The sequence below is a fragment of the Streptomyces sp. MAI_2237 genome (genome assembly GCF_054189285.1).
The window spans coordinates 747,959-761,002 of record NZ_JAJPGQ010000005.1 but is presented as its reverse complement, the minus strand read 5'-3'; the positions used below and the strand labels follow the sequence as shown (position 1 = coordinate 761,002).

The window sequence follows — 13,044 nt, the reverse complement described above, 5'->3', positions numbered from 1 at the left end:
AATCATCCCCGCCCGCGCCCGAGTTGATCAGGAGGCGGCCGACCGGCGCTCGAACACCACGTCCCGAGCGGTGTCGAGAGCCGTGGCGACCGCGCCCAGCAGCACCGCGTCCTCGCCCAGCCGGCTGGGCGCGATCCTGGGCCGCAACGGGGTCAGCGCACGGAGGTTGTCGCGCACGGGCTGCAGCAGCAGGTCCACGCTGTGGCCGACACCGCCACCCAGCACGACGAGATCCGGATCGAGCACCGCCGCGGCCGCCGCCACCGTGTACGCGATGCGTTCGCCCTCCAGGCGCACCGCCTTGACCGCCGCGTCGTTGCCCTGTCGCGCCGCGTCGAACACGGCCTTGGCCGTGAGCTGACCGCTCATGCCGAACCGCCGTGCCGCCTCCACGACGGCCACCCCCGACACCGCGTCCTCCAGCCGGGCCGGCTTCTGCTGCCCCGGCCACGGCAGGAACCCGATCTCCCCGGCCAGGCCGTGCGCCCCCGTGAACAGCCGCCCGTCGCTCACCACACCCATCCCGAGCCCGGTGCCGATCAGGATGTAGGCGAACAGCCTGCTGCCCGCGCCCACCCCGTACGTGTACTCGCCCAGGGCGGCGAGATTGGCGTCGTTGTGCACCTCCAGCGGGACGCCCAGCTCCGCCCGCATCCGGTCGAAGAGACCGGCGCGCCCCCAGCCCGGCAGGTGCATGGCGTAGCGCACCCGGCGCTGCTTCTCGTCGTAGACGCCGGGCGTGCCCACCACCGCGTGCACCACTTCCTCCGGCGCCACGCCCGACCCGGCGACCACCTGGCGGGCCGTCGTCACCACCAGGTCGGCGAGCGCGCCCGAGCTGCGCGCCCGGTTGCGCACGTCGGAGCGGGCGACCACGGTGCCGTCCAGGTCGGCCACGGCCACCCGCAGCCAGCTGCGGCCGATGTCGATGCCGAGGGCGTGGCCGGCGGCGGGGTCCGGCGCGTACAGCACCGCGGTACGGCCGCGTTCGGGCGCGTGGGTGCCCACCTCGCGCACCAGCCCCGCCGACTCCAGCGAGGCGAGCGCGCTGGAGACGGTCGGCTTGGACAGGCCGGTGTCGCGGGCGAGCTGCGCCCGGGACGCGGCGCCGGACGCGCGCAGCCGGTCCAGGAGCAACCGCTCGTTGGTGCTGCGCAACCGCTGCCGGTTCCAGGGCTGTTCCTGCTGCTCCATGACGTCACCGGCGGCCATCGCACCATTCTGGCGCATACGGGCTCCCCTCTTGACGCATCAAGTAAGGCTCCTTAACTTTATCGGCCAGTCAGCCACCGGATACCGGCCCGCACGCCGTACCCCACCCTTTCGCCCCGCACCCACCCCCAGGAGCCCTCATGTCCGGTAGCCCGCCACCCACCGGTGGCTTCGTCCGTCGCGTCGGCCGGTTCCAGGCCACGGCGATCAACATGAGCCAGATGTGCGGCATCGGCCCGTTCGTCACGATCCCGCTGATGGTCGCGGCCTTCGGTGGCCCCCAGGCGGTGATCGGATTCATCGCGGGCGCGATCCTGGCGCTGGCCGACGGGCTGGTCTGGGCCGAGCTGGGCGCGGCCATGCCCGGTTCCGGCGGCAGCTACGTCTACCTGCGCCAGGCCTTCCAGTACCGCACCGGCCGGCTGATGCCGTTCCTCTTCGTCTGGACGGCGATGCTCTTCATTCCGCTGATCATGTCCACGGGCGTGGTCGGCTTCGTGCAGTACCTCGGCTACCTGGCCCCCGACCTGACGAAGACCCAGGGGGACCTGATCGGCCTCGGCATCGTCGCGCTCGTCGTGCTGCTGTTGTGGCGCGGCATCGAGAACATCGCCCGGATCACCGCCGTGATGTGGACGGTGATGATCGCCTCGGTCTTCCTGGTGATCCTGGCCGCCGCCACCGACTTCAGCGCCCACCTGGCCTTCACCTACCCGGCCCACGCCTTCGACCTGGGAAGCAACCACTTCTGGCTCGGCTTCGCCGCCGGCCTGACCATCGGCATCTACGACTACCTCGGCTACAACACCACCGCCTACATGGGCGCCGAGATCAAGGACCCCGGCCGTACGCTGCCCCGCTCGATCATCTTCTCCATCGTCGGCATCATGGCGATCTACCTGTTGCTGCAGATCGGCACCCTGGGCGTCATCGACTGGCACCGCATGACCGACCCGAAGGACATCGCCTCCACCTCCGTGGCCTCGGCGGTGCTGGAGAAGACCTGGGGCAAGGGGGCGGCCGACACGGTCACCGTGCTCATCCTGATCACGGCGTTCGCCTCCGTTTTCACCGGCCTGCTCGGCGGCTCGCGCGTGCCGTACGACGCGGCCCGCGAACGCGTCTTCTTCCGGCCCTACGCCAAACTCCACCCCCGGCACCGCTTCCCGATGCTGGGCCTGGCCACCATGGGAGTGATCACCGCCGTCGGCTTCCTCATCGGCCGGCACACCGACCTCGCGACCCTGATCCAGCTGCTGACGACGGTGATGGTGCTCGTCCAGGCGCTCGCCCAGATCGTCGCCCTGACGGTGCTGCGCAAACGACAGCCCACGCTGCGCCGCCCCTACCGCATGTGGCTCTACCCGCTGCCGAGCATCGTCGCCTTCGTCGGCTGGTGCGTGATCTACGGCTACGCGGACAAGAACTCGCCGGGCCGCCACCCCATCGAGTGGTCCCTGGCCTGGCTGGCCCTGGGCGGTGTCGCCTATCTGCTGTGGGCCCGCTTCGAGAAGGTGTGGCCGTTCGGACCGAAGGAGATCACCGAGGAGTACCTGAAGGCCGAGGACCCCGACGTGGCACCCGCGGGCGCCTGAGCCACTAGGATTTCCGCATCTCACAGGCCTCCCCGGCCGGACACGCTCCGCCGGGGAGGCTTTTCGCATGTCCGGACCCTTTCGGACCGTCCTGAGGAGTGCCTCATGCCCGTTGTGTCCGTCCGCCTCGCGACCGCCGCGGACCGGCCGGTCGTCGAGCGACTGTGGCTGATGTTCCGTCATGACCTGTCGGGCTTCCGCGGCGTGCTGCCGAACCCCGACGGCACCTTCCGCGGCGACCGGGTCGAGGCGGCCTTCGCCGAGGACGGCTGGGCGCCGTACCTCTTCCACCGCGACGACCGCCCCGTCGGCTTCGCCTTCGTCCGCGCGCTGGACGCCCCGGTGCGCGTGCTGAACAGCTTCTTCGTGGTGCGCGGCGCGCGACGGGAGGGCATCGGTCTGCGGGCGGTGCGGGAGGTGGTGGCCAGGCACCCGGGTCCCTGGCAGGTCGCCTTCCAGTACGACAACGAGGCAGCGGTCCGCTTCTGGCGCCGCGCCGCTCGCGAACTCGCCGGTCACGCCTGGTCGGAGGAGCCGCGGCCGGTGCCGGACCGGCCCGGACTGCCGCCCGACGCGTGGATCTCCTTCACCGTCGGCGAGACCGGATCATTGACATGCAGGTAATTACCTGCATAACGTTGCGTGTGCGAGAAGAGAGCGACACCGGGATGGACAAGGTCTTCAAGGCGCTGGCCGACGACACGCGAAGGCGGCTGCTGGACCGGCTGCACGAGCACAACGGCCAGACGCTGGGCGAGCTGTGCGGGCGCATCGACATGGCACGCCAGTCGGTGACCCAGCACCTGGCAGTCCTCGAGGCCGCGAACCTCGTCAGCACGGTCCGGCGGGGGCGGGAGAAGCTGCACTACCTCAACCCGGTCCCGCTGCACGAGATCCAGGAACGGTGGATCGACAAGTTCGAGCGCCCGCGCCTGAGCGCGCTCGGCGCTGTGAAACGACAAGCCGAGGAAGCCATGACCGACAAGCCCACGTTCGTGTACGTCACCTACATCCGCAGCACGCCCGAGAAGGTCTGGGAGGCGCTCACCGACGCCGACCTGACCGCCTCCTACTGGGGCCACAGCAACGTCTCGGACTGGCGTCGGGGTTCACGCTGGGAGCACGTCCGCACGGACGGCTCCGGCATCGCCGACGTCGTCGGCACCGTCGTGGAGAGCGAGCCCCCCACGCGTCTGGTCGCCACCTGGGTGGATCCGCAGAAGGAGGGTCAGGAGGACACATACGCCCGGGTCACCTTCGACATCACCCCGCACGAGGACATCGTCCGCCTCACCGTCACGCACGAGGACCTGTGGGACGAGGGCGCACTGTCCGACGTATCGCTCGGCTGGCCCGCGGTGCTGTCCAACCTCAAGTCCCTGCTGGAGACCGGCAGTCCGCTGCCGCAGGAGCCGTGGCTGGTCCCCGGCCGCTGAGCGCGTCGTCCGCGGGAGGGGCCTCCGGGGGGCGCCGACCCTCCCCGGAGGCCGTCGGGGAGGAGGGGAGCCCCCCGACCCGCCGGACCGTCAGCCGGTACCGGGGTTCACTCCTACTTCCGTGGCAAGGCGCGTAGCGGATGCGGTGCGCCGCCGGAGATTCCCACGCCACCGGCGCGCCAGGACGACGGCCCCGACCAGGGCCAGCAGCACCCCCACGGGCCCCGGCAGCGCCGCCGGGGCGCTCCCGCCGGGCCCGGCCGGCCCGCGCTTCCGCTCGGCGACCGCCCGCCGCCCCAGGGCGGGAAGCCGCCGGGCCGCGCCGCCGCCCGGCCGGATGCTCCGGCCCGCCGCGACGGCCCGCAGCAGCCCGGCGAGCACGTCGGCGCACTGCAGACACTCCGCCACATGCCCCTCGGCCGCCACCACGTCCGCGGAGCGGGACAGCCGGCTCCCGTCGAGGGCGATGGCCACGAGGAGGTCCGGTGGTACGTGGCCGACGCGGTACGGGCCGGGCATCCGCCGCCCCTTTCTCGTAACGGGTGGGTTCACAGTGGCGCAGCGTTTCTGCGTCGAAAAGAGGTGCGAGCGGTCACTCGTGAGCCTTTCAGAGGTCCTCCTCCTGCAGGCGCCGCCGCAGCTGGTGCAGGCCGCGGCGCGCATGGCTCTTCACCGTGCCCAGCGGCCAGCCCGTGCGCTCGGCGATCTGCGTCTGGGTGAGGTCCTCGTAGAAGGCCAGCCGCAGCACCCGCTGCTGAGGAGCGGGCAGCCTGGCCAGCTCGTCCAGCACGAGCACGCGGTCGAGGGCGGCGTCGGGCTGCGCGGCCGAGCGATCGGACGAGGACAGGGACGAGGACGAGCCGACGGAGGCCACGGCCGCCAGGCGGCGGGTGCGCGCCGAGAGCGCGTCGGCGATCTTGCGCCTGGTGATGCCCACGATCCAGCCACCGACCGTGCAGCGCTCCGGCCGGAAGGCCCGGCGTCCGCGCCACACCCCGAGGAACACCTGCTGGGTGACGTCCTCCGCCTCCTTCGCGTCGCCCAGAGAACGCCAGGCCAGCGAGTGCACCAGAGACGACCAGCGGCGGTAGGCCGCCTCCAGGCAGTACTCGTCGCCCTCGGCCAGCCCACGGGCGAGTTCGTCCTCGGCCAGCGAATCCGCCGCCGGGGCCTGTGAGGGTGGGAAGGGTGCATGGCCGGGGCGGGCTGCCGCAGGGGCCGGTGCGACGGTGCTGTGCTGCGGGCACATGTGCGGCTCCTCGCGTCGGACGAGCGGGCGGACCGGACGCGACCGTTGGGGCGGCTGCCGGTTCGTCCATGCTGCGAGCCCGCGAACAAGGTCATCAACTCGCATCGTTTCTGCGTCGTATAGGCTCGTCGCATGAGCGAAGCGGCCGCCTACGGGGATGTCACGCACGGCGAGGACCGGGGCGAGGCGCAGCCCGCCACCGAGGCGGGCGTGCCCCTGACGACCGGCGCCCTGGCCCGGCGGCTCGGGGTCTCGCCCACCACGCTGCGCTCCTGGGACCGCCGCTACGGCATCGGCCCGGCGGCCCGCGCCGACGGACGGCACCGCCGCTGGACCCGGCAGGACGTCGCGGTGCTGGAGGCGATGTGCCGGCTGACCTCGTCGGGGGTACCGCCCGCGGAGGCGGCCCGGGCCGCGAAGGAGACGGCCGAGACCCCGCCCGGAACGGCCGAGGCGGACGTGCAGCCCTCGCCGCCGAGCCGCTCGAAAGCGGCCGGCACCCTGCCCCTCGGCGATGTCCGCCAGGAGTGCCGGGGGCTGGCCCGCGCCGCCGTACGACTGGATGCCCCGGCCGTCGAGGCCCAACTGGCCGCCGCCGTGGAGCAGTACGGCATCGCCGTCGCCTGGCAGGAGGTGATGGCGCCGACCCTGCACGCCGTGGGACGCAAGTGGGCCTCGTCCGGCGACCGCTACGTCGAGGTCGAGCACATGCTGTCCTGGCACGTCTCCACCACCCTGCGCAGGCACACCCCGGCGCCCGAGCGGCAGGGGGATGTCTCGGCCACCGGGCCCGTCCTGCTGGCCTGTGTCCCCGGTGAACAGCACACCCTGGCGATCGAGGCGCTCAACGCCGCCCTGGGCGCGCTCCACCTGCCGACACGGATGTTCGGCGCCGCCGTACCGGTGGAGGCGCTCACCGCGGCGGTGCAGCGGCTGGGGCCGTCGGCCGTGGTGCTGTGGGCGCAGGCGCGCTCCACCGCCAGCCTGCCGCTGGCCCGGCACGTCGCCGACACTCAGTGGGGGGTCAAGGGCGCGCGGCGCGGGCCCCTGGTCGTCCTGGCCGGACCCGGCTGGTCCGGCCCCTCGACGCGGGGCCTGCCCAGGCCGCAGACCCTGCGGCAGGCCCTGGACCTCCTCTCCGGCGCCCACCAGGGCGAGAAGGCAAGCGAACGCCACTGACGGCTCGCCCCCCATGCCGACCACCGCCGCGTTCCGGCGGCACACCGATTGCCGACGAGCGACGGCAGCCGTCGGGGGCGCGGGGTCGGGTGTGGCCGTGCGGCCGGTCGCGGTCGGGCCGTGCGGTGCACGGAGGCGTCGGGGGGACTCGGCTCAGGCACCCGGTCCGGGACTCAGGCGCCCGGTCAGGGAATGGCTGCGGGGTGGCGGCGGGTGGGGCCCTCGCCAGCGGCAGTGGGAGGGCCGTCGGGTGGATGGGGGCGTGGGGGAGAACCGCCTCGGGCGCCGGGTCCGCAGACGGCCGCTGGTCGCGGGTGCGTGAGAGCCATCCGGGTGACGTGCGGGAGAACAGGCTGAAGCGGCGATCCGCTGGTGGGGCGCGGCGATGTTGCCGTCGGCGCATGGGGCGCGTGGGCGGCAAGGGCCTGCACCGGTCCAGGAGCGCATCGGGGCGCAGTGAGCAGCCGACGGACGCTGTGCTGCCCCGGCGCGGTAGCGGTGGGCGCATCCGGGGAACGCGTGGGACGGGAAGGCATCGACACAGGCGTGCGCCGACGCACCACCACCCGACCGGACGTCCGAGACCACGAGGAGCCCACCATGCCCGCGCCCGCCCGTACTCCCGACGTCCTCGTGATCGGCGCGGGTGTCGCCGGACTCGCCTGCGCCCGGGACCTGCTCGCCGTCGGGCTCGAGGTCGGCGTGGTGGAGGCGTCCGACGCGGTCGGCGGCCGGATGCGCTCCGACCGCGTGGAGGGTTTCGTCGTCGACCGCGGCTTCCAGGTCTTCAACACCTCCTATCCGCAGGTCCGGCACCGTCTGACGCTGCGCGACCTGGGGCTCCGGCCGTTCACGCCGGGCTTCCTCGCGCACACCGCGCGGGGCAGGCTCCGCTTCAGCGACCCCACGCGGCGCCCCCGCACCCTGCCCGACCTCCTGCCGGGTCGGCTCGCCGGTCCGCGTGATCTGGCGGCGCTCGGCCTGCTGTCGGCGCGCGACATGCTCGCGCCCGTACGCCTGGTGAAGCGCTCGCGGGAGAGCACCACCCGCACCGCGCTCGCCGACGCGGGGTTCTCCGAGACGTTCGTCGAGCGCTTCTTCCGGCCGTTTCTGTCGGGGGTCTTCCTGGAGGACGAACTGGAGACCTCCAGCCGGTTCTTCCACCTCGTGTGGCGCAGCATGCTGCGCGGCACCCTGTGCCTGCCCACCGCCGGGATCGGGGCGGTGCCCCGCGCGCTGGGTGGCGCGCTGCCGACCGGCACGGTCCGGCTGGAGACTGCCGTGACCGGGCTGACGGACGAGGGCGCCGTCACGGACGACGGCGCCGAACTGCCCGCCCGTGCGGTGGTGGTGGCCACCGGGCCCGGCCCGGCCGGCCGCCTGCTACCGGGGCTCGAGCTGCCCGGCTACCGGACGGTGACCACGTACTACCACGTGGCGCCGCGTCCGCCGCTGGCCGAGCCCACCCTTCTCGTCGACGAGCGCCGCCGCTTCCTCAACACGTGCGTTCTCAGCGAGGTCGTCCCCGACTACGCGCCCGCGGGCTCCGCCCTCGTGGCCACCTCCGTCCTCGGCGAGGACGCCGAGAAGCGGGAGGCGGCGGTGCGCGAGGCACTCGCCGAGGTGTACGACGCCGACACCGACGGCTGGGACCTGCTGACCAGCCGCACGATCCAGGAGGCGCTGCCCGCCATGCCGCCCCCGCAGCCGCTCAGCCGCACCAGCCGTGTCGGCCCGCGCCGCTACGTGTGCGGCGACCACCGCTCCACCGGCTCGGTGCAGGGCGCCCTCGCCTCGGGGGCGCGCGCGGCCCGGGAGGTACTGCGGGACCTGCATCGCGCCTGACGGCGGGGCGTCAGGGCGGGCCGTCGCCCCGGCGCTCGTCCTCGCGCAGGAGGTCGTCGAGATCCCGGAGACGGTCCAGGCCGCGCACCGCCCGGGTCATGCGCGGGTTGGGTTCCAGCCGGGCGCGATGGCGGTGCAGGAAGGCCCAGTAGCCGGCCGTGAACGGGCAGGCCGCCTCGCCGACGCGGTCGGTGGGCCGGTAGGCGCACGGCCCGCACAGGTCGCTCATCCGGTTCACGTACGCGCCGCCCGAGGTGTACGGCTTGGTGGTCATGCGCCCGCCGTCGGCGTACTGGGACATGCCCACCACGTTCGGCAGCATCACCCAGTCGTAGCCGTCGACGAAGCAGCGGTGGAACCAGTCGGTCACCGCGGCCGGGTCCCAGCCGCGTTGCAGGGCGTAGCTGCCGAGCAGCATCAGGCGGGGGATGTGGTGCGTCCAGCCGGTGTCGCGCACCTGTGCCAGGACCGTGGCCAGACAGCGCGCGGTGACCGCGTCGGCGTCCAGCTCCAGGAACCACTCGGGCAGCGGCGCCCGGTGGCGCAGGGCGTTGCGGTGCCGGTAGTCCTCGCCGAAGTACCAGTACAGCTGCCACACGTACTCGCGCCAGCCGGCGATCTGCCGTACGAACCCCTCGACGCTGTTGATCGGCGCGGCCCCCGAGCGCCAGGCGTCCTCGGCGCGCTCGACGCACTCCAGCGGATCCAGCAGCCCGAGGTTGAGCGAGGACGACAGCAGGCTGTGGCTCATCACCGGGTCGCCGGCGAGCACGGCGTCCTCGTGCGGGCCGAAGCCGGCGAGCCGGTGGTCGACGAACCGGGCGAGTGCGGCCAGGGCCTCGCGGCGGGTGGCCGGGAACCGGCGGGGTCCGTCGCGCCCCACGAACCGGATGCCCTTCTCGCGTTCCCAGCGGTCGAGGTCGTGGCGGACCTCGGCGTCGATGTCGTCCTCGCGCGGCCGGTAGGGCGCCGGGGCGCCCAGCTTCCTCGCCCCTTTCGGCGGGGGTTCGCGGTTGTCGTGGTCGTGGTTCCAGCGCCCGCCCGCGGGGGCGTCACCGTCGAGGAGGAGGCCGTGCCCGCGGCGCACCCAGCGGTAGAAGTCCTCCTGCAACAGCCGCTGTCCGCCATGGCCGTCCGCCCAGGCACGGAAGTCCGCGTGCGCGGCCAGGAAGCCGCGCGCGGGCAGCACGGTCACGTCGGGCAGCGACGACACCAGCCCCAGCGCGGCCCGGGACGTGGGGTGATGAACCGTCAAGGGCCCGCCCGAAAACGCCTTTCGGAGTCCCTCGCGGTAAGTCTCCGCCTGTACGTACGTCACCCGGTCGCCGAGTTCGGCGGCGCGGTGGCGCATGGCGGACAGCACGAGGTGTGCCTTGGCGCGGTGGAAGCGACGGCGCCGGAAGACCGACCGGGCCTCGATCATCACGACCGGTGCGCCGCGGTCCGGTCCGCCGTCGCCGGGAGTGAGGAAGTGCGGGCCGAGCTGGTCGCCGAACAGCCAGTGGGGGGTGGCCATGTGAGGGCTCCTCAGTCGCGGGCGCGGGCCTGCTTGAAGCGGGCGAGGCCCTCGGAGAGTTCGACGACGGGGTCCGGGTAGCCGTCGAGCGCGGCACGGTCCAGGCCCCGCAGCTTCCACGGTTCGTGCACGTACGGGACCTCCAGTGCGGCGAGTTCGGGGACCCAGCGGCGCACGTACGCGCCCTCGGGGTCGTAACGCTTGGCCTGGGTGAGGGGGTTGAGGACCCGGTTGGGGCGGGTGTCGGTGCCGGTGCCCGCCATCCACTGCCAGTTCAGCTGGTTGTTGGCGACGTCGCCGTCGACCAGGAGGTCCAGGAAGTGCCGGGCGCCCACGCGCCAGTCGACGTACAGGGTCTTGCACAGGAAACTCGCGGTCAGCAGGCGGCTGCGGTTGTGCATCCAGCCCTCGTGCCGCAGCTGGCGCATCGCAGCGTCGATCACCGGGTATCCGGTGCGGCCTTCCTTCCACGCCTCGACGTCCTCGCGGGCGGTGCGCTCCGAACGCCAACGGTCGTGCTTGGTGCGGTAGTCGGCGGTGGCGGCCGCGGGCCGGGCGGCCAGGACCTGGCGGTGGAAGTCGCGCCAGGCGATCTGCCGGACGAAGGCCTCGGCGCCGGGGCCGGCGACCTTGCGCGCCCGGTGGACTAGTTCGACCGGGGAGAGCGTGCCGAAGTGCAGATGGGGCGAGAGGCGCGAGGTGGCGTCGCCCGCCATGTCGTCGTGGCGGTCTTCGTAGGCGGCGATCCCGTCGCGCAGCCAGGCGGCCAGGCGCCTGCGGCCCTCCACCTCCCCGCCGGCCGCCAGGCCCTCGGACAGCCCCGACAGCCCGGAGCGGGTGGGCAGTTCCTCGGAGCCGACGCCCTCCGGGACATGGACGGCGCGCGGTGCGGCGAGCGTGTCGCGCAGCTGCGTCTGCGCCCACTGCCGGAAGTAGGGGGTGAAGACGGCGAAGTGGTCCGAGGAGGCCGGGGTGAGCGCACCGGGCGTGACGGCCGTGGTCACCGTCTCGTGGACGTGCAGGCGCCGCCCCTCCGCCTCCAGGGCGCGGCGCAGCCGCCGTTCGCGCAAGTGGGCGTAGGTGCTGACGTCACCGGCCATGTGCACCTCGTCGGCGTCGGTCTCGGCGACCACCTTGCACACCTCCTCGACGACGTCCCCGGAGCGCACGATCAACCGGCCGCCCCGTTCGCGCAGTCCGCTGTCGAGATCGCGCAGGCTGTCGGCGAGGAACGCCAGCCGGTTGGGCGCGGCGAACCCGGCACCGGTGACGCCCCGGTCGCGGACGAAGAGCGGAACCACCGCCTGGGCCTCGCTCGCGGCGCGCAACGGGGGATGGTCGTGCAGGCGCAGGTCGGCGGTGAACAGGACGACCGAGACGTTCATGGTGCTTCTCTCCGGGGCGGCGAAGGGGTGGGCGGCCGATCAGGTGCTTCCGGCGCGGTGGACGCGGTGGATGCGGCCGTCAACCGCTGGGCGTCTTTTCCTTCTCCGGAGTGGTGGGCGTGCGCGACGCGGTGAGCGCGATGTTGCGGGCCATGCCGCCGAACACGACGGCGTGGAAGGGGGAGACGCTCCACCAGTAGGCGTGGCCGAGCAGTCCGTGGGGATGGAACAGGGCGCGCTGGCGGTAGCGGGTGCGGCCCTCGTCGTCGGTGTCGGCGGACATCTCCAGCCAGGCCAGTCCCGGCAGCCTCATCTCGGCGCGCAGCCGCAGCAGACGGCCCGGCTCGATCTCCTCCACGCGCCAGAAGTCCAGCGAGTCGCCCGTGCGCAGATGCGCCGCGTCCCGTCGGCCCCGGCGCAGCCCGACGCCGCCCACCAGCCGGTCCAGCCGGCCCCGGACCGCCCAGGCCAGTGGGAAGGAGTACCAGCCGTTGTCGCCGCCGATCCCCTCGATCACCCGCCACAGCGCCTCGCGCGAGGCGTCGACGACGAGTTCCCGCCGGTCGGTGTAGAGGCTGCCGCCCGCCCAGTCGGGGTCGGTGGGCAGCGGATCGCTGGGGGCGCCGGGCACCGACGCCGACGACCAGCGGGTGGTGACCTTGGCGTCGCGCACGCGCTGCAGGGCCAGCCGTACCGCCTCGTCGAAGCCGATCGGCCGGCCGGGGGCGTCGGGCACGTACCGGGCGATGTCGTGCTCGTGGCAGACCACCTCGTGGCGCAGCGACTCGGTCAGCGGACGTGCGATCGAGGCGGGCACCGGCGTGACCAGTCCCACCCAGTGGCTGGACAGCCCGGGGGTGAGGACGGGCACGGGGACGATGACCCGGCGGGGCAGGCCGGCGACGGCCGCGTAGCGCATCATCATGTCCTTGTACGTCAGCACTTCGGGTCCGCCGATGTCGAAGGCGCGGCTGACGTCGGCCGGCATCCGGGCACTGCCGACGAGGTAGCGCAGCACGTCCCGCACCGCCACGGGCTGGATGCGGGTGCGCACCCAGCTCGGGGTGATCATCACGGGAAGGCGTTCGGTGAGGTAGCGCAGCATCTCGAAGGACACGGAACCGGAGCCGATGACGACGGCGGCACGCAGCTCGGTGGTGGGCACACCGGAGTCCCGCAGGATCCGGCCGACCTCGGCCCGCGAGCGCAGATGCGGCGACAGCTCGTTCTCCGGGACCCCCGAGGGCGTCAGGCCGCCGAGGTAGACGATGCGCCGTACGCCGGCCTCCCGGGCCGCCGCGCCGAAGATCCGTGCCGCCCTGCGGTCGGTCTCCTCGAAGTCGCTGCCGGAGCCCAGCGCGTGCACCAGGTAGTAGGCGACGTCGACGCCGCGCATGGCCTCGGCCACGGAGTCGGCGTCGGTGACGTCGCCGCGCACCACCTCGGCCTGCCCGGCCCAGGGGTGGTCGCGGAGCTTGCCGGGGGAGCGGGCCAGGCAGCGAACGCGGTGTCCCTCGGCGAGCAGCTCCGGCACCAGCCTGCCGCCGATGTATCCCGTCGCCCCGGTCACCAGGCAGCGCAGCCCCGGTCCGTCGTCGTCAGCGTTCATCTGCTCCGGGCCCTTCCT

11 protein-coding genes are annotated in these 13,044 nt (G+C 73.3%); 5 read left to right on the top strand and 6 right to left on the bottom strand.

What is annotated here, in order from left to right:
• Positions 1–27: 27 nt before the first annotated feature.
• The gene (locus tag LN251_RS31840; protein ID WP_458247617.1) at positions 28–1,230 is read right to left on the bottom strand and encodes an ROK family transcriptional regulator; all 1,203 of its coding nucleotides are present in this window, start codon (positions 1,228–1,230) and stop codon (positions 28–30) included.
• Positions 1,231–1,352: 122 nt separating this feature from the next.
• Between LN251_RS31840 and LN251_RS31835 the strand changes: the two genes are divergently transcribed.
• From LN251_RS31835 to LN251_RS31825, 3 genes are all read left to right on the top strand, one after another.
• The gene (locus tag LN251_RS31835; RefSeq protein ID WP_458247616.1) at positions 1,353–2,807 is read left to right on the top strand and encodes an APC family permease; all 1,455 of its coding nucleotides are present in this window, start codon (positions 1,353–1,355) and stop codon (positions 2,805–2,807) included.
• A 105-nt stretch (positions 2,808–2,912) separates the two neighbouring features.
• Positions 2,913–3,431: a GNAT family N-acetyltransferase gene (locus LN251_RS31830; RefSeq protein ID WP_458247615.1), complete on the top strand. Its 519-nt coding sequence runs from the start codon at positions 2,913–2,915 to the stop codon at positions 3,429–3,431.
• 44 nt (positions 3,432–3,475) lie between these two features.
• The gene (locus LN251_RS31825) at positions 3,476–4,243 is read left to right on the top strand and encodes an ArsR/SmtB family transcription factor (RefSeq protein WP_458248206.1); all 768 of its coding nucleotides are present in this window, start codon (positions 3,476–3,478) and stop codon (positions 4,241–4,243) included.
• A 90-nt stretch (positions 4,244–4,333) separates the two neighbouring features.
• Here the strand turns inward: LN251_RS31825 and LN251_RS31820 are convergent, their stop codons facing one another.
• Positions 4,334–4,762 carry a hypothetical protein gene (locus LN251_RS31820; RefSeq protein WP_458247614.1) on the bottom strand — a complete coding sequence of 143 codons (429 nt, stop codon included), beginning with the start codon at positions 4,760–4,762 and terminating at the stop codon, positions 4,334–4,336.
• A gap of 88 nt (positions 4,763–4,850) precedes the next feature.
• Positions 4,851–5,492: an RNA polymerase sigma factor gene (locus LN251_RS31815; RefSeq protein WP_458247613.1), complete on the bottom strand. Its 642-nt coding sequence runs from the start codon at positions 5,490–5,492 to the stop codon at positions 4,851–4,853.
• Between the two features lie 132 nt (positions 5,493–5,624).
• On the opposite strand from LN251_RS31815, the gene LN251_RS31810 reads away from it, so the two are divergent.
• Both LN251_RS31810 and LN251_RS31805 read left to right on the top strand, forming a co-directional pair.
• Positions 5,625–6,671 carry a MerR family transcriptional regulator gene (locus LN251_RS31810; RefSeq protein ID WP_458247612.1) on the top strand — a complete coding sequence of 349 codons (1,047 nt, stop codon included), beginning with the start codon at positions 5,625–5,627 and terminating at the stop codon, positions 6,669–6,671.
• 600 nt (positions 6,672–7,271) lie between these two features.
• The gene (locus tag LN251_RS31805; protein ID WP_458247611.1) at positions 7,272–8,516 is read left to right on the top strand and encodes an NAD(P)/FAD-dependent oxidoreductase; all 1,245 of its coding nucleotides are present in this window, start codon (positions 7,272–7,274) and stop codon (positions 8,514–8,516) included.
• 10 nt (positions 8,517–8,526) lie between these two features.
• On the opposite strand, the gene LN251_RS31800 is transcribed toward LN251_RS31805, so the two are convergent.
• The 3 genes from LN251_RS31800 to LN251_RS31790 all read right to left on the bottom strand — a co-directional run bounded on the left by LN251_RS31800 (position 8,527) and on the right by LN251_RS31790 (position 13,026).
• Positions 8,527–10,032, bottom strand: coding sequence for a cryptochrome/photolyase family protein (locus tag LN251_RS31800; RefSeq protein WP_458247610.1), 1,506 nt, complete (start codon positions 10,030–10,032; stop codon positions 8,527–8,529).
• A gap of 11 nt (positions 10,033–10,043) precedes the next feature.
• The gene (locus LN251_RS31795; RefSeq protein WP_458247609.1) at positions 10,044–11,417 is read right to left on the bottom strand and encodes a cryptochrome/photolyase family protein; all 1,374 of its coding nucleotides are present in this window, start codon (positions 11,415–11,417) and stop codon (positions 10,044–10,046) included.
• Positions 11,418–11,496: 79 nt separating this feature from the next.
• Positions 11,497–13,026 carry an SDR family oxidoreductase gene (locus tag LN251_RS31790; RefSeq protein ID WP_458247608.1) on the bottom strand — a complete coding sequence of 510 codons (1,530 nt, stop codon included), beginning with the start codon at positions 13,024–13,026 and terminating at the stop codon, positions 11,497–11,499.
• Positions 13,027–13,044 lie beyond the last annotated feature (18 nt).

Bases quoted from the DNA above. Each gene is read 5' to 3' on its own strand.
- LN251_RS31810 (WP_458247612.1), top strand. From the start codon at position 5,625: ATGAGCGAAGCGGCCGCCTACGGGGATGTCACGCACGGCGAGGACCGG.
- LN251_RS31830 (WP_458247615.1), top strand. From the start codon at position 2,913: ATGCCCGTTGTGTCCGTCCGCCTCGCGACCGCCGCGGACCGGCCGGTC.
- LN251_RS31800 (WP_458247610.1), bottom strand. From the start codon at position 10,032: ATGGCCACCCCCCACTGGCTGTTCGGCGACCAGCTCGGCCCGCACTTC.
- LN251_RS31825 (WP_458248206.1), top strand. From the start codon at position 3,476: ATGGACAAGGTCTTCAAGGCGCTGGCCGACGACACGCGAAGGCGGCTG.
- LN251_RS31795 (WP_458247609.1), bottom strand. From the start codon at position 11,417: ATGAACGTCTCGGTCGTCCTGTTCACCGCCGACCTGCGCCTGCACGAC.
- LN251_RS31840 (WP_458247617.1), bottom strand. From the start codon at position 1,230: ATGCGCCAGAATGGTGCGATGGCCGCCGGTGACGTCATGGAGCAGCAG.
- LN251_RS31805 (WP_458247611.1), top strand. From the start codon at position 7,272: ATGCCCGCGCCCGCCCGTACTCCCGACGTCCTCGTGATCGGCGCGGGT.
- LN251_RS31790 (WP_458247608.1), bottom strand. From the start codon at position 13,026: ATGAACGCTGACGACGACGGACCGGGGCTGCGCTGCCTGGTGACCGGG.
- LN251_RS31820 (WP_458247614.1), bottom strand. From the start codon at position 4,762: ATGCCCGGCCCGTACCGCGTCGGCCACGTACCACCGGACCTCCTCGTG.
- LN251_RS31835 (WP_458247616.1), top strand. From the start codon at position 1,353: ATGTCCGGTAGCCCGCCACCCACCGGTGGCTTCGTCCGTCGCGTCGGC.
- LN251_RS31815 (WP_458247613.1), bottom strand. From the start codon at position 5,492: ATGTGCCCGCAGCACAGCACCGTCGCACCGGCCCCTGCGGCAGCCCGC.